Raw genomic sequence first — 17,767 nt, 5'->3', positions numbered from 1 at the left:
GCATCTGGCTCAGTGTGACTCTATGAGTGCGCAGCGTTATCGCGACGAAGGTCCGAGAACGCGCGGGGGAACCAAACCGGGGGGATGCACGGGGCGGGCGGGACTGGGCGGCACACGTCCACGACCGGCCGCCCCGTGTGCTGTCCGCAACCAGGCCGTCCCGCATCGGTCAGCGCGCGTAAGGTGGGTGGTCGCGCAGCACCATCGTCCGACAGGAGCATTCATGACCAGCACCCTCCCGGCGTCCGGCAGCGGAACGTCGTCCGAGGCCCGCCCGCGCACCCTCGCCGAGGGCGACTACAAGGTGGCGGACCTGTCGCTCGCCGAGTTCGGGCGCAAGGAGATCCGTCTCGCGGAGCACGAGATGCCCGGCCTGATGGCGATCCGTCGTGAGTTCGCCGAGGCGCAGCCGCTCGCGGGCGCACGGATCACCGGCTCGCTGCACATGACGATCCAGACCGCCGTCCTGATCGAGACCCTGGTCGCGCTCGGCGCGGAGGTCCGCTGGGCGTCCTGCAACATCTTCTCCACCCAGGACCACGCCGCCGCCGCGATCGTGGTCGGCCCGGACGGCACCCCCGACGCCCCGTCCGGCGTCCCGGTCTACGCCTGGAAGGGCGAGACGCTGGAGGAGTACTGGTGGTGCACCGAGCAGGTGCTCACGTGGCCCGACGGGCACGGCCCCAACATGATCCTCGACGACGGCGGTGACGCCACCCTGCTGGTGCACAAGGGCGCAGAGTTCTCCAAGGCCGGCACCGTGCCGCCGGTCGAGTCCGCCGACTCCGAGGAGTACGCGGTCATCCTCGGTCTGCTGCACCGCACGATCGCCGAGGACGGCGGACGCTGGACCCGGATCGCGGCCGACATCAAGGGCGTGACCGAGGAGACCACCACCGGTGTGCACCGGCTCTACGAGATGCACCGCAACGGCACGCTGCTCTTCCCGGCCATCAACGTCAACGACTCGGTGACCAAGAGCAAGTTCGACAACAAGTACGGCTGCCGGCACTCGCTGATCGACGGCATCAACCGCGCCACCGACGTGCTGATCGGCGGCAAGATGGCGGTCGTGCTCGGCTACGGCGACGTCGGCAAGGGATGCGCCGAGTCGCTGCGCGGCCAGGGCGCCCGGGTCGTGGTGACCGAGGTCGACCCGATCTGCGCACTCCAGGCGGCGATGGACGGCTACCAGGTCGCCACCCTGGAGGACGTGGTCGAGCAGGCGGACATCTTCATCACCGCCACCGGCTGCTTCGACGTCATCACCAACGAGCACATGGCCCGGATGAAGCACCAGGCCATCGTCGGCAACATCGGCCACTTCGACAACGAGATCGACATGGCCGGTCTGGCCAAGCGCTCGGACGTCACCCGGGAGAACATCAAGCCGCAGGTCGACGTCTGGCGCTTCGACGACGGCCACGCCATCATCGTGCTCTCCGAGGGCCGTCTGCTTAACCTGGGCAACGCCACCGGCCACCCGAGCTTCGTGATGTCGAACTCGTTCGCCAACCAGACGATCGCCCAGATCGAGCTGTTCACCAAGACCGACGAGTACCCGATCGGCGTGTACGTGCTGCCCAAGCACCTGGACGAGAAGGTCGCGCGGCTGCACCTGGACGCGCTCGGCGCCAAGCTGACCACGCTCACCAAGGTGCAGGCCGAGTACCTCGGCATCAGCCAGGAGGGGCCGTTCAAACCGGAGCACTACCGCTACTGACCGGCACGTACCGGGCCGGGTCGACCTGAGGTCGACCCGGCCCGGTCGTTCACGGTCGGTGCCCCGAGCGAGCGCGCTCGGGCCGGGTCAGCGGGGCCGGCGGGTCAGCGGGGCCGGTCCTGGCGGCGGGCGGGCCGGACCCAGGTCCAGAGGCACCAGGCCAGCCAGGTCAGCGAGACCACCGCCGCCAGGGTGCGCAGGCGCAGCGCACTGAGCAGCAGCACCAGCCCGAGCACAGCCAGCCATGGCAACAGACCTCTCATCACGGCCTCCCAGGTGTGTGCTCGACATCGGGCACCGGAGTCCGGTCGGACCCGGCGACCGTCGACGGTCGTACCGCCGGTCGGCTCTGGGCCGGCACCGGCGCTGGCGGCGGTTCCGGCGCCACGGCGCCCGGATGCCCGGGGGCGGCGGGCCGAGGCCACGGTACGCCGAGCGGCGCGCTCGCCGGGCCGACTGGCCGGTCGGCCTCCGGCAGCAGGCCGAGCCGAGGCCAGAGCGCGGCGGTGAGCACCCGCTCCTCGGCGAGCCGGTGCCGGGCCCGCCGGTGCCGTTCGCCCAGTACGGCGGCCAGATAGACCGCCGCCGGCAGTCCGCCCGGTGGCGGCGGGGTGACCGCCGTGGCGACCTCCCGCCACAAGCGCAGCGCCAGGTCGTCGGCGGCCGGACCGGTGAACAGGTGGGCTCGCGCCAGGTACTGCCGGGTGGCCAGCGCCAGCTTCGGATCGAGCCGGCTCAGGTCCAGGGTGTACGCCCAGTCCCGCAACGCCGGCACGGGGGCCGGGACCGGCCGCCAGCGCGTCGCGGTGCGGGTGTGTACGACCATGGTGCCCGCCACCAGGTCACCGAGACGCCGACCCCGGGTGTCGCTGAGCATCACCGTCATCCCGGCCACCCAGGACAGCAGCGGCAGCACCAGACCGGGCCACTCCACGGCCACCCCGGCCAGCGCCCGGGCCAGCGACTGGCGTATCCCGACGGGGGCACCGTCGACGCCGACCACCCGCAACCCCACCGCCGCCTTGCCGGGAGTGCGGCCGTGGTTGAACCGCTCGAACAGCACCGGGTAGCCCACCAGCAGCAGCACCACCCCGATGGTGAGCAGCGCCCGCTCCGAGGCCGCGTCGATCGCACCGTCCGGCAGGGCGGCCAGCCCCAACCCGACCAGCGCGGCCAGCAGCAGGCCGAACAACAGTTGGATTCCGACGTCGAGCAGCAACGCGAGCACCCGGGAGCCGATCCGGGCGGCCCGTACGTCCAACTCCACCGCCTCACCGCTGACCAACTCGGCGTCGCCCCAGGCCGGGGCGCTCCAGGGTCGCGGTGCTGCTGTGCTCACCCGCACAGTGAACACTATGATCGCGCGGACGGGGGTGGGCGGTGGATCTCGACGCGTACGTCGCCGAGCACGGCGGGGAGTGGCGCCGGCTGGATCAGCTCTCCGGCCGCCGACGGTTGACCGTCGACGAGGTCGACGAACTGGTCGCGCTCTACCAGCGGGCCACCACCCAGCTCTCCATGCTGCGCAGTCGCTCGCCAGATCCGGCCCTGGTCGGCGAGCTCTCCCAGGTGGTGCTCCGGGCCCGGGCCCGGCTCACCGTCCGGCCCCGTCCCTCGTGGGCGGTCGTCCGGCGGTTCGTACTGGTCGACTTTCCCGGGGCGGTCTGGCGCGCGGCGCCCTGGTGGTGCGCGGTGGCGACCGCCTTCACCCTGCTCACCTTCACCCTGATCGCGTTCGTGGCGGACAACCCGGAGACTGCCGCGGCGTTCGTCGGTGAGGCGGAGGCCGCCCACCTGGTGGAGTCCGGCTTCGCCGGCTACTACACCGAGTTCTCCGCGCCGACGTTCGCCTTCCACCTGTGGACGCACAACGCCTGGCTGGCCGCCAAGTGCCTGGCGGCGGGCGTGCTGATCGTCCCGGTGGCGTACCTGCTGTGGCAGAACGTGGTGAACATCGGTGTGGTCGGCGGCGTCATGGTCGGGTACGGCCGGGCGGACGTCTTCTTCGGCCTGATCACCCCGCACGGGCTGCTGGAGCTGACCGGGGTGTTCGTGGCCGCCGGGGTGGGGCTGCGCATCGGATGGGCGTGGATCGCGCCGCCGGAGCACCTCACCCGGGGGCAGGCGGTCGCCCGGGCGGGCCGCGACGGCGTCGTGGTCGCCCTCGGCCTGGTGGTGGTCTTCGCGATCTCGGCGGTGATCGAGGCGTTCGTGACCCCCGCGCCGGTGCCGGTGGCTCTGCGAATCGCCGTCGGCGTCACGGCCTGGCTCGCCTTCCTGGCGTACGTCCTCGTCCTCGGCTCCCGGACCAGGGGCGACGGTGACGAGACTCCAGCGATGCGGAACTGAGGCGCTTGTCGGCGGGTGCCGGCCGAATCAGAGTTGACCAGTGGATTTGAGTCGCAGGTATGCGTCCGTCAGCGCGGGGGCGAGGCGTGGCGCGGGGACGTCGATGACGGTGACGTCGTGGTTGGCCAGGGCTGCCGTGAGCCGGTCACGTTCGGCGAACGTACGCCAGGCGGCGGCCGCCGCGTAGGCGTCCTCGACCTGCCGGGGCGGCCCGGTGGCGAGCGTGGACAGCACCGGGTCCTGTGCCGCCGCCACCACCACCCGGTGCCGGGCGGCCAGCCGGGGCAGCACCGGCAGCAGACCTTCGCCGAGGGCGCCGGGCTCCAGCGCGGTGAGCAGGACGACCAGGCTGCGCGGGCGATGCCGGCGCAGCAGTTCGCCAGCGATCAGGCGGAAGTCGGTCTCCACCAGGGCTGGTTGGAGCGGCGCCAGCGCGTGCGCCAGCCGGCTCCACTGCGCCGGCCGCTCCGCGCCGGTGACCCTCGCCCGGGGCTCGGTGTCGGCAGCGAACACGTCGACCCGGTCACCCGCCCGGGTGGCGAGCGCGGTGAGCAGCAGTGCCGCCTCGATCGAGGCGTCCAACCGGGGCTCGTCGCCGAGGCGTACCGCCGACGTACGCCCGGTGTCCAGCACACAGACCACTCGTCGGTCCCGCTCGGGGCGCCAGGTCCGTACCAGCACCTCACCCCGCCGGGCGGTGGCCCGCCAGTCGACGGAGCGCACGTCGTCGCCGGGCACGTACTCGCGCAGGGTGTCGAACTCGGTGCCCGCGCCGCGTCCCCGGCCGACCTGCCGGCCGTCGATGACCCGCAGCCGGGACAGCTTCTCGGGCAGGTGTCGACGCGAGTCGAAGCGGGGCAGCACACGCAGGGTCCACGGCGGTGTCACCGGTCGGCCGCCCCACTGCCGGAACGCCAGCCCGAGCGGCCCGAGCGAGCGGACGGTCAGTGCCACGGCGGGCCGGTCGCCCCGGCGGGTCGGGGTCAGTCGGCTGGGCAGCGCCACCGCCGTGCCGGGGGCGACCCGCACCACGCGGCTCGGCGGCACGTCGGGCCGAGCCCCGGCCGAGGGCACCCAGGCGTCGCGGACCTGGGCGCGCAGCGGCCGACCGGAGAGGTTGCCCAGGTGCAGCACGACGGTGGCGGTGCCGCCGAGCCGGACGGCCCGTTCGCCGTCGCGCCGGGCGGTGAGGGATCGTAGCGGCGCGGCGAGCGCGAGGTCCACGACGAGCAGCAGCAGGACCGCGCCGGCCATCACCGCCACCCCGACGAACGGGGCCGGCCACAGCGGCAGGGTCAGCGCACCCGCCGCGAGCAGCGCCGCCGCCCGCCAGGTCATCGCGGGGTCGGCACGGTGGCGAGCACCGTGTCCAGCACGGAGTCCACCGCGACGCCCTCCAACTCGGCCTCGGGACGCAGCCGGAGCCGGTGCCGCAGGGTCGGCCGGGCCATCGCCTTGACGTCGTCGGGCACCACGTGGTCGTGGCCACTGAGCCAGGCCCACGCCTTGGCGGCGCCGAGCAGGCCGGTGGCGCCACGGGGCGAGGCACCCAGTTCCAGCGCGGGTACGGCACGGGTGGCCCGGCACAGGTCGACGACGTAGCCGAGCAGCGGTTCGGCGATGTGTACCCGGCTCACCGCCGCCCGGGCCGTGGCGAGGTCGGCGGCACCGGCCACCGGGCCCACACCGGCACCGGCCAGGTCGCTGGGGTCGAAGCCGGCGTGATGCGCGCGGAGCACCCCCAGTTCCTCGTCCCGGTTGGGCAGCGGCACGGTCAGCTTGAGCAGGAAACGGTCCAGTTGGGCTTCCGGCAGCGGGTAGGTGCCCTCGTACTCCACCGGGTTCTGGGTCGCCACGACGATGAACGGGTCGGGCAGGCCGCGGCGCTCGCCCTCGACGGTGACCTGCCGTTCCTCCATCACTTCGAGCAGCGCGGACTGGGTCTTCGGCGGGGTCCGGTTGATCTCGTCGGCGAGCAGCAGATTCGTGAAGACCGGCCCTTCGCGGAAGGTGAACGCCGCGGTGCGCGAGTCGAAGACCATCGAGCCGGTGACGTCACCGGGCATCAGGTCCGGGGTGAACTGCACCCGCCGGGCCGTCAGGTCCAGCGCGGCGGCGAGCGTACGCACCAGCAGCGTCTTGGCCACCCCCGGTACGCCCTCCAGCAGCACGTGGCCCCGACAGAGCAGCGCGACGACGAGGCCGGCCACGACGGCGTCCTGCCCGACGACCGCCTTGGCCACCTCGGCGCGCAACCGGTGCAGCGTGGCCCGGGCGGGGTCGGCGGCGAGTGGGTCGGCGATGGCGGCGGGTCGGGTCACCGGTGGTCTCCTTCGGATCGGGGCTGCGGTACGGGGGGTGACGGGCGGGGCTCGGCCGGACCGTCGGCGGACGCCGCCCGGTCCAGGCCGGTGGCCAGGTCCAGGAGCTCCTGGTCGGTGGCCGGCGCCGCGCCGTGCAGCAGGCGGTCGACGGTCTCCCGGGGGGTGCCGGTACGGGTCGCCACCGCGGCGGTCAGTCCCTCGCGTTCAGTGTCTGCGGACAGGTGCAGGCGGCGGGCCAGCCGGGCCCGGGCGGCGGCCCGCAGCGTCTCGGCGGCGCTCTCGCGGGCCTGCGCCCGCTGGTACAGGTGGGCCCGTCCACGTACCGTCTCGGCGGCGGGGACGGTCACCGGCAGCGGCTCCGGCGTCGGCGGGCCGAGTCGGCGGGCTCGCCCGGCGCCGACGAGCAGGGCGGCCAGGAGCAGTTGCAGCAGCAGCGCCCAGAACCAGGGCGGGAAGGCGGACCAGAGCGGGTTGGTCGAGTCGTCCTGCCCGGAGCGGGCGGGACCGGAGGCGTCCTGCCCGGACCGGTCGCCGGGGGCGTTCTCCTCGCCGTGGCCGGTGCCCGCGTCCGGGTGATCGTGCTCGCCGTACCCGGAGTCGGTCCGGTCCGGCGGCGGGGAGGCCGGGCCCGGAGGCGGTTCGGGCGGCGGTGGGGCGGGACCGTCCAGGTTGAGCCAGACCACCCGGCCGGTGCCGGCGAGCAGTCGGGTGGCGAAGGCGCGGTTCCCCCACTCGTCGATGCGACTGTTGCGGAAGGGGTCGCTGGCACCCACCACCAGGCTCTCACTGTGCCCCCGCAGTCGGGCCAGGCCGGCGGCGAAGCAGAGTTCGACGGGTTCCACGGCCCCGGTCGGCGCGTACCGCGCTCGGGTGACGGCGGCGGCACCGACGCCGGTCATCTCGGGAAGCGGGCAGGGCCGTCCCTCGTGGTGTGGTGCGACGGCGCGCGTCGCCCAGCGCCGTGCGGTGGGCCGCAGCGGCAGGCCGGCGGCGTCCAGCACCCGCCGGGGCGGGTCGACCAGCACCAGCCGGGTGCCGGCGGGCAGCAGACCGAGGGCGTCGACGGTACGCGGGTGCAGCAGTTCGGGCGCCGGGACGAACAGGGTGGCCGGGGCGCCACGGGTGGCCCGCAACGCCCGGACGGTGTCGGTCTCCCGCTGCACCAGGACGCCGTTGCTGGTCAGGCTCGCCGCGAGCCGGCTGCCGCCGTCGTCCCCGGTGGACACCGGGGAGAGGAAACCCCGGTCGGTCTGGTCGGGTTGGTCGATCTCGCGGCTGACCAGGGTGACGGTGAGCACCAGCGCACCGAGGACGACCGGGATCACCACCCGGTGCCGGCGGCGGGGGGTCCGGGGCGTCACCACGTGGTCTCCTTCGACGTGGGCCCTGGCCCGTCGGCCGGGCCTGGTGCGTCGACTGGGCCCGGTTCGTGGGCCGGGCCGGATCCGCCGGTCGGGTCGGTCGGTCGGGTCGTGGCGGCCACGGGTGGCGGTGCCTGGCCGTCGGCGGCGAGCAGGTGCCGCAGCCGGGCGGCGTGCTCGCGCATTCGATGGTCGTGGTCGACGGTGGCGCCGCGTTGGGCGTACCAGAGCTCGGAGAAGATGGCCGCCGCGGCGGACAGCGGCGGACCGACGGGCGGGCGGTTGGTGCTGGCGGCGGTGACGACCTCGGCGACGGTCATGCCCGGCCGGATCCCCACCACGCGCCGGTCCGTGAGCTCGTGGAGCATGGCGCGCAGCCGTTCCCGGACCGCCTCGGCGTAGCGGCCGTCAGCGGACAGCCGGTCGGCCAGGTCGAGCACGGCGACCGGCGGCACGTCGACGACGGCGGGCGCTGGCGCCTCGCGGACCGTCTCGGTGCGCTCCGGTCGACTTCGGGTACGGCGACGCAGTCGGGGAATCCGCCGGGGCACCCAGCTGGGCCAGGCGTACCAGCCGACCGCGACCAGGGCCGTGACCAGCACCAGCGACAGTGTGGCCAGCGGCAGCGGGACGTGGTCGCCGAGCGCCGCCGTGGCCTCGGTCCACCACCGGCTGAAGCTCATCCGCGCACCGCCAGGGTGGCCGCCGCCGCGTCGGCCGGTACCCGGGACAACCGGATGTCCAGCCCTTCGGTGCGGATCCGGGTCTCCAGATGGAGGACGGCGTCCAAGCAGGCCAGGGCGGCGTACGCGACCGTGTTGACCGCTGCCCAGAGCAGGGTCGCGGCGACGATCAGGGCGTCCTCGCCCTCGATCAGGCCGAGTGTGGACAGCCCGAGGAACAGGCCCCAGCCGAGTCCGACCCGGATGATCCACCAGACCAGGTAGCCGAGTACCCGTAGGGCGGCGGCGCGACCGTCGACCCGCGACGCGAGCGAGGCGGAGCGGGTGAGCGCGCGCGGCGGCGTGACCCGATCGAGCACGAGTGCCGGGGCCACCGCGCCGAGCAGGGCCCACCCGAGGAACCACGCCGGGCCGAGCAGGGACAGGAACAGCATCGCGGCACCCACCAGCACGGCGAGCAGCAGGGTCGCGCCCCAGCGGCCACCGGTGGGACTCATCAGGCGCCGGGCGGTGTGGTGGTGACCGAGCAGCGCGCCACCGGCGGCCCGGGCGGCCGGGTTGCCGAGCAGCACGATGATCGTCGCCTCGGTCGCCGCGCCCAACGCGAGCAGAAGCCAGAACCCCGCGAGGCCGTTGAGGTTCGGCAGCCACCACAGTGGCGGGCCGACACCGAGGGCGGTACGCAGGGGCAGCAGGAGAAGTTGTTCGCCGAGGGCCAGCACGGCGGCGAGGGGGAGCAGCGTCGAGGCGTGGTGGCGCAGCAGGAGCACGGCGGAGTCGAGGAGTTCACCGACGGTGAGCGGGCGGCCGGGGAGCACGGCGGTGGGGCCTGCTTCGGGCACGCGCGGCTCCTGGGAGGCGTGGGTGGTGGCGCGCGGCGGCGCACCCGGGGATCATGTTGACACGCGCGGTCGGCCCGGGTGCAGGCCCGGCCCGGGGTGGCTCGCGCGAGCGGTGCAACCGGCCGGTGCTGGGCACTGCGCGTCCCTCGGCAGTAGCGTGCCGGGGTGACGCCGAGCCCACCGAACTGACGGGATGGAAACATTAACCCCATGAGAGCCCGGGTACTGGTGGTCGACGACGACCCCGCGCTCGCCGAGATGCTCGGCATCGTGCTGCGGAGTGAAGGTTTCATGCCCTCCTTCGTGGCCGACGGGGAACGGGCATTGGCCGCGTTCCGCGACAACCGACCCGATATCGTCCTACTCGACCTCATGCTGCCTGGAATGAGCGGAATCGACGTGGCGCGGGCGATCCGGACGGAGTCCGGCGTACCGATCGTCATGCTCACCGCCAAGAGCGACACGGTCGACGTCGTGCTCGGCCTGGAGTCCGGGGCGGACGACTACGTGGTGAAGCCGTTCAAGCCCAAGGAGTTGGTCGCCCGGATGCGGGCCCGGCTGCGACGGGGCGAGGACGCCGCACCGGAACTGCTCACCATCGGACCGCCCGGCAACCAGATCGCCATCGACGTGCCGGCGCACACCGTCAGCCGCAACGGCGAGGAGGTGAAGCTCACGCCGCTGGAGTTCGACCTGCTGGTCGCGCTCGCCCGCAAGCCGCGGCAGGTCTTCACTCGCGAGGTGCTGCTGGAACAGGTGTGGGGATACCGGCACGCGGCGGACACCCGGTTGGTGAACGTGCACGTCCAGCGGCTACGTGCCAAGATCGAACCGGATCCGGAGCGCCCGGAAATCATCCTCACCGTGCGCGGCGTGGGTTACAAGGCGGGTACCGGATAGCCTGGTCGCACTGTGACCAACTCCCCGCTCCCGGATCTCGACACGACGTCCCACCGGCGAGGTGCCGCGTGGGAGTTGTGGCGTGGGCTCAGCGGCCGTGCCTCGCGGTTGTTCGGCGGTCTGCACCAGACCTGGCGGCGCTCGTTGCAGGTGCGCGTGGTGACCATCACCCTGGTGGTCTCCAGCCTGCTGGTGGGCGGGTTCGCGTACCTCATCGCCGACAAGATCACCAGCATCCTGCTGGACAACGCCAAGGCCGACGTCCAGCTCCGGCTGATGAACGGCGCCGAGTACGCGGCCAAGCAGTTCAGCCTCTACGGCCAGCCACAGGAGGCCCAGCTCCAGGAGACGATCGACGGCACGGTCAACTACCTGGCCGGCGGTGATCCCCAGCAGAACAGCGGCGTCGTGGTGGCCCTCACCGCGGACAACTACCCCGGTGTGATCGAGCCCCGCACCTCGCCGTCGGCGAACGTCCGGCCGCTGATCAGCCCCGAGCTGCGCACCGCGGTCACCGACGGCAACGTGGCCAACCAGATCGTCACCGGCCGCCTCACCAGTGACGACGACACGAAGTACCTGGTCTACGGCACGCCGGTGCCGACCCAGTTCGGCCAGGTGGAGCTCTACTACTTCGTACCGCTGACGGTGCAGGACGTGACGTCCGGCCAGGCGCGGGCCACGGTGGCTGCCACCGGGGTCGCCCTGGTGCTGCTGCTCGGGGTGCTCGCCGCGCTGGTGACCCGCCTCGTGGTGCTGCCGGTGCGGGTCGCCGCCCGGACCGCCCAGCGGCTCTCCGCCGGCCTGCTCGACCAGCGGATGGCGGTCAACGGCGAGGACGACCTGGCCCTGCTCGCCGCCTCGTTCAACCAGATGGCCACCAACCTGCAACGACAGATCCTGCGGCTGGAGGAGATGTCCCGGCTGCAACGCCGGTTCACCTCGGACGTCTCGCACGAGCTGCGTACCCCGCTGACCACGGTCCGGATGGCCGCCGACCTGATCTTCGCCGAGCGGGACGGGTTCGACCCGGCGGTGGCCCGCAGCGCCGAGCTGCTCCAGGCCGAGCTGGACCGGTTCGAGGAACTGCTGACCGACCTGCTGGAGATCAGCCGGTTCGACGCCGGCTTCGCGGTGCTCGACGCCGAGCCCACCGACCTGGTGCCGGTGGTGCACCGGGTGGTGGACCGGCTCTCCGGGCTGGCCGAGCGGGTCGGGGTGACGATCGAGCTGGACGTGCCGTCCGCTCCGGTGATCGCCGAGATCGACCCGCGCCGGGTCGAGCGGGTGCTGCGCAACCTGGTCGGCAACGCCGTGGAGCACGGTGAGGGCCGCCCGGTGCGGATCACGCTGGGGATGGACGAGACCGCCGTGGCGCTCACCGTCCGGGACCACGGCGTCGGGCTCAAACCCGGCGAGGAGAAGCTGGTGTTCAACCGGTTCTGGCGGGCCGACCCGTCGCGGGCCCGGCAGACCGGCGGCACCGGGCTGGGGCTGTCGATCAGCCTGGAGGACGCCCGGCTGCACGGCGGCTGGCTGGAGGCGTGGGGCGCGCCCGGGCAGGGCGCCCAGTTCCGGCTCACCCTGCCGGCGCGGGCCGGTGACCGGTTGACCACCTCGCCGCTGCGTCTGGTGCCGGCCGACGCGACGCTGCCGTTCGGCGGTGCGCCCGCCGGAAGTCTGCTGGCCATCGGCCCGGGACCGGCCGGCGGGCTCACCGTGGCGCCGGCGACCGGCGCCGGTGCCACGCCACCCGCACCCGAGCAGCGCGCGGAGGTGGGATCGTGAGGCGTCGGGTGGCCCGTGGCGTGCTCGGTGCCGCCCTGGCACTGACCCTCACCGCAGGCTGCGGCATCCCCGACCACTCCGAGGTGCAGGTCGAGCAGCGGGGACCGGCAGCGGAGGCGAGCTGGTCGCTGGGACGCGGCACCGAACCGCCGACCCGGACCGCGAGCGGGAGCGACGCCGAGACGTTCGTGCGCAACTTCCTGGCCGCCGCCGCAGGCGAGCCGGACCGGGCGTACGAGCGGGTGAAGCAGTTCATCGCGGCAGCCGACAAGCCCAGCCTGCAGGAGCGGCAGGGCAGCGAGGTGGCGCTGTCGGTGGTACGCCTGACCGACGACCCGGTGATCGAGCCGGACGTCGACAGCATGAAGGTCACCATCACCGTGCAGCAGGTCGGCCTGCTGCGGGCCAACGGCATGCTGGTGCCGCCGCTGGCCACCGAGTCGACCTACGAGTTCCGGCTGGTCAGTGCCGGTCCGGTGGGCCAGGACGACGCCGGCTTCTATGTCAGCGACCCGCCCAACGTGCTGCTGCTCAGTGATGAGGCGCTGCGCCGGTACTACCAGGCCCAGTCGATCTACTTCTGGAACTCCGACCGCACCCGGCTGGTGCCCGACCAGCGGTACCTCTCCTCGGTGGTGCCCGCCGAACGTCGGGTCAGCGAGGTCGTCCGCTGGCTGACCGCAGGGCCCTCGGAGTGGCTGCGGGCCGGCGCCTCCGGACTGCCCGACCGGACCGAGATGATCAACAATGCCACCGGCGCCGACGGCCGGTGGGAGGTCAACCTGGACATGCCCGGTGCCGACGACGGCCGTCTGGAGCAGCTCGCCACCCAACTGGCCTGGTCCCTGCCGGAGCTGGAAGGCACCGTGGAGATCAAGATTCTGAACCAGTCCCGCAAGGTGGTCGACCTGGGTGGGCAGCGGTCGTCGAACCCGCTGTACACGCTCGACGGCACCGCCCGGTACTGCGTCTACGACGGGGCGATCCACGGGCTGGCCGTCACCAGCGAGCCGAACCGGCCGGTCCCGGTGGCCGCCGAGGCGAACCGCGGCATCGTCTCCGCCGGGCTGCGCCGGGCCGGCCCCGACGTGCTGGCCGCGCTGGTCGTGGCCGGCGAGGACGGGAAGCAACGGCTGAGCGTCGGGCGGGGCCGGGACGTGGTGGAGAACTTCGTGACCGGGCCGACCCGAGGCCACACCGCGATCAGCCGGCCGGTGTGGCTCCGCAGCGACCACGGCCGCCCGTACGGGCTGGTGGTCGCCGACGGCCGGCTGTATCGCTTCGACGACCAGGCGGCGCTGCGGCCGGTGCAACTGGGCCTGCCGGGCCAGGTCAGCGCGGTCGCGGCGGCACTGGACGGACACCGGGTCGCGCTGATCGTCGACGGCGCCCTCTACGTGGCGGCGATCAGCTGGGAGGGCGGGGTGCCCACGGTCGGCCCGGCGCGGCGACTGGTCACCTCGTTGACCCGGTCGACGGCGGTCGACTGGGGCGCGGAGAACAGGCTGCTGGTGGCCGGCTCGGCGGGTCGGCCGGCGATCTACGACGTCAGTGTGGACGGCGCACTGGAGACCCCGCTACGGGAGGACGCCGGTGCCGAGGTGAGCCACCTGGCCGCGTACCCCACCATGCCACTCTCCCCGTACCCGGGCTCGTTCATGTACGAGGCCAACGGCGTCGCGTACCGCAGCAACCCGTTCGAGCGGATCGTGCGGGACCAGGTCCAGGACGTCACCCCACCGCCCGCCGGGGTGCGTCCGGGCAACCCCACCGCGCCCTTCTTCCTCTACTAGGCGTCGCCGTGCTGGGCGGGCTCTGGGCGGACCTGACCGACCTGGTGCTGCCCGCCGACTGCGCCGGGTGCCGGGAACGCCGGTCGGGGCTGCGGCACGGGGTGTGTCCGGAGTGCGTCGCCACGCTACGCGCGCTGCGTCCCGGGCCGGTACGGCCGGTACCCGCCCCACCCGGACTGCCGTCCTGTCACGCCCTGGGCCCGTACGGCGGGCCGTTGCGGGAGACCCTGCTGGCGTACAAGGACCACGGCCGGCACGGCCTGGCGCGACCGCTCGGCGCCCTGCTGGCCGAGGTCGTGGCGGCGGCCCTCGGCCAGGTACGCCCGGTGCTGCTGGTGCCCGTGCCGGACACCCCGGCCGCCGCCCGGGCCCGGTACGGCGACCATCTCGGCCGGTTGACCCGGCACTGTGCCCACCGGTTGCGCGAGGCGGACTGGCCGGTGCGGGTCCGCCGGGCGCTGCGCGCCGCGCCGCGTCCGGACTCGGTCACGCTGGACAGTGCCGGGCGGGCGGCCGCCGCCGAGGCGGCGTTCCGGGCGCGACCCGGCCTCGGTCCGGCACCGGACGGGGCGAGCGTGGTGCTGCTGGACGACATCGTCACCACCGGGGCCACCCTGGCGGCGGTCAGCCGGGTGCTGGCCGTGCACGGGTTGTCGCCGTCGGTGGCGGTGGTGCTCGCCGCGACCGAGCGAAGGCGCCAACCGTAACCGATTGTGTTTCCGTTTCACCCCTTCGTGTATGAGCTGTGGAAATCACCCGGTGGTCTTGGCGACGGGGGGTGACTGCCGGGGAAACAGGAGTTAGCGTTTGGCTGTCGGGGGTAGGAAGGCGATTCCACCCACCCCCGGCGGTGAGAGGAGGCGTAGCCGTATTGACCGGTCGACGCCGACTGGGGCCGTCCCCGCCACGCGCGACCGGGGTTTTCGGATCGAAGACCATCCGATCAAGGAGGTCACGTGGACATCGTGGTCAAGGGCCGTAACGTCGAAGTGCCGGATCACTATCGGGTGCACGTAGCAGACAAGCTCGCGAAGATCGAACGCTACGACCACAAGCTCATTCGTGTTGATGTGGAACTGTTCCACGAGCGCAATCCGCGTCAGGCCGATCACTGCCAGCGGGTGGAGATCACCTGCTATTCCCGGGGCCCGGTGATCCGGGCGGAGGCGGGCACCGACGACTTCTACAGCGCGCTCGACGCGGCCATCGCCAAGCTCGACGCCCGGCTGCGCCGCGCCGCCGACCGGCGTCGCGTACACCGTGGCCGGCACACGCCGATCTCGGTCGCCGCCGCCACCGCCGGCCTGCCGGTGACCGACCTGCCCGCGCTCGCCGCGCCTGCGGAGTCCGGCACCGCCACCGCGGTGGCCGAGCGGCCGGAGGAGGAGCACGAGGAGGACCAGCCCTGGCACATCGCCCGGGAGAAGGTCCACCCCGCCGAGCCGATGACCGTCGACGACGCCCTCTTCCAGATGGAACTGGTCGGTCACGACTTCTACCTGTTCCAGGACAAGGAGTCCGGCCGCCCGAGCGTGGTCTACCGGCGGCACGCCTACGACTACGGCATCATCTCGCTGGACATCTGAGCGGCCCGCCGTCGCCTCCGGATCGGGCAGCGTCCGATTCCGGGGGCGGCGCGGCAGGTCCGGAGGCGGCGTGACCGGTCACCACCCGCGGGCTCAGTCCGCCGGGTCGGTGCGGAGCAGCCCGTACACCGTGGAGTCGGCCCGGGTGCCCTCCGAGGCGGGCAGCCGCCCGCGCAGCAGACCCTCGCGCCGGAAGCCGGCCTTCTGCAGGACCCGCTGGGAGGCGAGGTTCTCCGGAAGAGTGCCCGCCCAGAGCCGGGCCAGCCCGACGCGGTCGAACCCCCACCGGGTGAGCAGCCGGACGGCCCGGGTGGCGTACCCGCGCCCGTACCACGCCGGCAGCAGGCTGTAACCGATCATGGCCTGGCTCGCGGGCTGTTCGTGGATCAGTGTGCAGCCGCCGACGAACTCGTCGGTGGCCGCGTCCCGGATGACCATGGCAGCGGACCGTCCGACCAGCCACTGACTCTGCGCCCCGGCGCACCGGCGGTCGACGTCGTCCCGCGTGGGCCGCTCGGGCGGCACCATGCTGGCCACCACCTCCGGCGCGGAGTGCAGACGGTACATGTCGTCCGCGTCGTCGGGACCGAGCGGGCGCAGCACGACCACCCCGTCGGTGAGCCGGCCGTCGGGCAGGTCCGGCAGCGGACGCGGGGACGGTCCGGGCGGATCGTCGGCGAGGCGTACCCAGACGGTCAGGTCCCGGCGGCCACCGCCGCGCACCGGCCCGCCGCTGCGGCGTACCCCCTCGGGTTGGAAGCCGGCGGCCAGCGCGACCCGCTGGCTGGCCGTGTTCTCGACGTGGGTGACCAGCTCCAGGCGGGCGACGCCGGTGGCGAAGGCCCGCCGCGCCAGGGCCCGGGTGGCGGCGGTGGCGACACCCCGGCCGCGCGCCCACGGCGCCACCCAGTAGCCGATCTCGGCCTGGGCGCGCTGCGGCATCGCATGACTCAGCCCGACCGTGCCGAGCAGCCGGTCGTCGCCGGGATCCGCGATGGCGTACGCGGCGCCGCCGGTGGCGAAGGCGGCGGGGGCGCCTTCGGTGACCCACCAGCGGGCGTCGGCCTCGGTGTACGGGCTGGGCAGCCCGTCGAGGTAGCGCTGGACCAGCGGGTCGGCGCACCCGGCGACGATGTCGGCGACGTCGTCCGGACGGAACGGGCGCAGTCGGACGTCCGCCGTCTCGATGCTCCCCGGCGTCATGCCAGGTCCTCCGCGATCAGGCCGCCGACCCAGGCGTCGACCCGGGTGCCGCGATGGGTGAGGGCCCGTCGGGCGGTGCCCTCGACGGTGAAGCCGACCTTCTCGGCGACCCGTCGCGAGGCTACGTTGCCGACGGTGGCCCGCCACTCCACGCGGGCCAGGCCGAGCACGGCGAAGCCCCAGGCGCAGAGCGCGGCCAGCGCCGCGGTCTGGTGGCCCCGGCCACGGGCGTACGGCGCGGTCATGTAGCCGACATCGGCCAGCAGCGGGTCGGTGGGGGAGAGCCGCAGGTCGATCGTGCCGACGTAGCGGTCCTGCGGGTCGGCGATCACGTAACCGGCGGCGGTGCCCCCGGCCCACGCCTGACGGCAGTACTCCAGGAACGACTCGGCGTCCCGCCGCCGGTAGTCCGTCGGGAGGCTGGTCCAGCGCCGGGTCTCCGGATCGCGGCAGGTGGCCTCGATCGCGTCGAGGTCGTCCTCCTCCATCGCCCGCAGCCGCAGCTCGTGGTCGCCGCTGGTGGCGAACAGGACGGGCGGTGGCCGGCCGAAGACCGCCGCCCGCCGGGCCGACAGGGTGCCCGGCCCGGCCGGACCCGTCTCACCTGGCGCCGGGATCTCGTCGGGCGAGAGCGAGCCGATCCAGCCCTCCGGTCGGCCCCCGGGTGCCGGATCGGCCAGCCGCAGCCGACCGTCGATGCGGAAACCGGCCCGTAGCGCGACCAGCCGGGAGGCGTGGTTGCCCAGTTCCGCCTGCCAGATCAGGCGGCGTAGCGGCACCGCGTCGAAGGCCCAGCGGGCGACCGCCCGGGTGGCGCGTACCGCCACGCCTCGTCGACTGGCCCACGGGGCGGTCCAGTAGCCGACCTCGCCGGTGCCACGGTCGATCGAGACGAGACCGCAGGAGCCGAGCAGCGTACCGGTGATGGCGTCGCAGACGGCGAAGGGCGCTCCGGTGCCGGCCGCCCAGGCCGCCGGGGCGAGTTCGGCGACGAACCGGTGGGCGTCCACCGGCCGGTACGGGCGGGGTACGGTGGTCCAGCGCTGGATGTCCGGATCCTGGCAGGCGCGGTACACGTCGGCGGCGTCCTCGGGTTGCCACGGACGCAGCAGCACTCCGTCCTCGGCGATCTCCACGGGCTCCATCCGAGACATCGTGCCGGATCGTTCGCCCACGGCGTAACCGGATGACCGAGGGGCGGGCGGCCCGTCGGTG

Annotated in this window: 16 protein-coding genes; 7 read left to right on the top strand and 9 right to left on the bottom strand. The window is 73.6% G+C overall.

All coding sequences use genetic code 11. The features are described from left to right. Positions 1-223: 223 nt before the first annotated feature. The gene (ahcY, locus tag ID554_RS07930) at positions 224-1,723 is read left to right on the top strand and encodes an adenosylhomocysteinase (protein ID WP_117229402.1); all 1,500 of its coding nucleotides are present in this window, start codon (positions 224-226) and stop codon (positions 1,721-1,723) included. A 104-nt stretch (positions 1,724-1,827) separates the two neighbouring features. Here ahcY and ID554_RS07925 read toward each other — a convergent pair whose 3' ends face one another. Next, entirely contained in the window at positions 1,828-1,986 is a 159-nt protein-coding gene (locus ID554_RS07925) for a hypothetical protein (RefSeq protein WP_191088753.1), read from the bottom strand. After that, positions 1,986-3,062 carry an RDD family protein gene (locus ID554_RS07920; protein WP_117229452.1) on the bottom strand — a complete coding sequence of 359 codons (1,077 nt, stop codon included), beginning with the start codon at positions 3,060-3,062 and terminating at the stop codon, positions 1,986-1,988. The genes ID554_RS07925 and ID554_RS07920 overlap by 1 nt, the downstream gene beginning before the upstream one ends. Before the next feature lie 41 nt (positions 3,063-3,103). Here ID554_RS07920 and ID554_RS07915 point away from each other — a divergent pair, with 41 nt between their 5' ends. Beyond that, positions 3,104-4,072 carry a stage II sporulation protein M gene (locus ID554_RS07915; RefSeq protein ID WP_117229401.1) on the top strand — a complete coding sequence of 323 codons (969 nt, stop codon included), beginning with the start codon at positions 3,104-3,106 and terminating at the stop codon, positions 4,070-4,072. Positions 4,073-4,099: 27 nt separating this feature from the next. On the opposite strand, the gene ID554_RS07910 is transcribed toward ID554_RS07915, so the two are convergent. Genes ID554_RS07910 through ID554_RS07890 form a run of 5 tightly spaced genes read right to left on the bottom strand, consistent with a single transcriptional unit; the run spans position 4,100 to position 9,282 of the window. Then, complete coding sequence (locus ID554_RS07910; protein WP_117229400.1) at positions 4,100-5,410, bottom strand: DUF58 domain-containing protein; 1,311 nt, start codon at positions 5,408-5,410, stop codon at positions 4,100-4,102. Further along, a complete protein-coding gene (locus tag ID554_RS07905) occupies positions 5,407-6,393 on the bottom strand; it encodes an AAA family ATPase (RefSeq protein WP_191088752.1) in 987 nt (328 codons plus the stop codon). The genes ID554_RS07910 and ID554_RS07905 overlap by 4 nt, the downstream gene beginning before the upstream one ends. Further along, positions 6,390-7,757, bottom strand: coding sequence for a DUF4350 domain-containing protein (locus ID554_RS07900; protein ID WP_191088751.1), 1,368 nt, complete (start codon positions 7,755-7,757; stop codon positions 6,390-6,392). Before ID554_RS07900 ends, ID554_RS07905 begins: the two co-directional genes overlap by 4 nt. Next, a complete protein-coding gene (locus ID554_RS07895; protein WP_191088750.1) occupies positions 7,754-8,440 on the bottom strand; it encodes a DUF4129 domain-containing protein in 687 nt (228 codons plus the stop codon). Before ID554_RS07895 ends, ID554_RS07900 begins: the two co-directional genes overlap by 4 nt. Next, the gene (locus ID554_RS07890; protein WP_117229399.1) at positions 8,437-9,282 is read right to left on the bottom strand and encodes a hypothetical protein; all 846 of its coding nucleotides are present in this window, start codon (positions 9,280-9,282) and stop codon (positions 8,437-8,439) included. The genes ID554_RS07895 and ID554_RS07890 overlap by 4 nt, the downstream gene beginning before the upstream one ends. Positions 9,283-9,492: 210 nt before the next feature. Here ID554_RS07890 and mtrA point away from each other — a divergent pair, with 210 nt between their 5' ends. From mtrA to hpf, 5 genes are all read left to right on the top strand, one after another. Then, complete coding sequence (mtrA, locus tag ID554_RS07885) at positions 9,493-10,182, top strand: MtrAB system response regulator MtrA (protein ID WP_117229398.1); 690 nt, start codon at positions 9,493-9,495, stop codon at positions 10,180-10,182. Between the two features lie 12 nt (positions 10,183-10,194). Next, the gene (gene mtrB / locus ID554_RS07880) at positions 10,195-11,970 is read left to right on the top strand and encodes an MtrAB system histidine kinase MtrB (protein ID WP_117229397.1); all 1,776 of its coding nucleotides are present in this window, start codon (positions 10,195-10,197) and stop codon (positions 11,968-11,970) included. Continuing rightward, positions 11,967-13,763, top strand: a complete 1,797-nt coding sequence (locus ID554_RS07875; RefSeq protein WP_117229396.1) for an LpqB family beta-propeller domain-containing protein — start codon at positions 11,967-11,969, stop codon at positions 13,761-13,763. Before mtrB ends, ID554_RS07875 begins: the two co-directional genes overlap by 4 nt. A gap of 44 nt (positions 13,764-13,807) precedes the next feature. Continuing rightward, on the top strand, positions 13,808-14,470 hold the full coding sequence (locus ID554_RS07870) for a ComF family protein (protein WP_117229450.1): 663 nt from the start codon (positions 13,808-13,810) through the stop codon (positions 14,468-14,470). A 249-nt stretch (positions 14,471-14,719) separates the two neighbouring features. Next, the gene (gene hpf, locus ID554_RS07865; RefSeq protein WP_117229395.1) at positions 14,720-15,349 is read left to right on the top strand and encodes a ribosome hibernation-promoting factor, HPF/YfiA family; all 630 of its coding nucleotides are present in this window, start codon (positions 14,720-14,722) and stop codon (positions 15,347-15,349) included. Between the two features lie 93 nt (positions 15,350-15,442). Here the strand turns inward: hpf and ID554_RS07860 are convergent, their stop codons facing one another. Both ID554_RS07860 and ID554_RS07855 read right to left on the bottom strand, forming a co-directional pair. Next, positions 15,443-16,552, bottom strand: coding sequence for a GNAT family N-acetyltransferase (locus ID554_RS07860; RefSeq protein WP_117229394.1), 1,110 nt, complete (start codon positions 16,550-16,552; stop codon positions 15,443-15,445). Then, positions 16,549-17,697 carry a GNAT family N-acetyltransferase gene (locus tag ID554_RS07855; RefSeq protein ID WP_117229393.1) on the bottom strand — a complete coding sequence of 383 codons (1,149 nt, stop codon included), beginning with the start codon at positions 17,695-17,697 and terminating at the stop codon, positions 16,549-16,551. Before ID554_RS07855 ends, ID554_RS07860 begins: the two co-directional genes overlap by 4 nt. Positions 17,698-17,767 lie beyond the last annotated feature (70 nt).

Source organism: Micromonospora craniellae, assembly GCF_014764405.1.
GTDB lineage: Bacteria > Actinomycetota > Actinomycetes > Mycobacteriales > Micromonosporaceae > Micromonospora > Micromonospora craniellae.
This window is presented reverse-complemented; position numbering and strand designations above follow the sequence as displayed.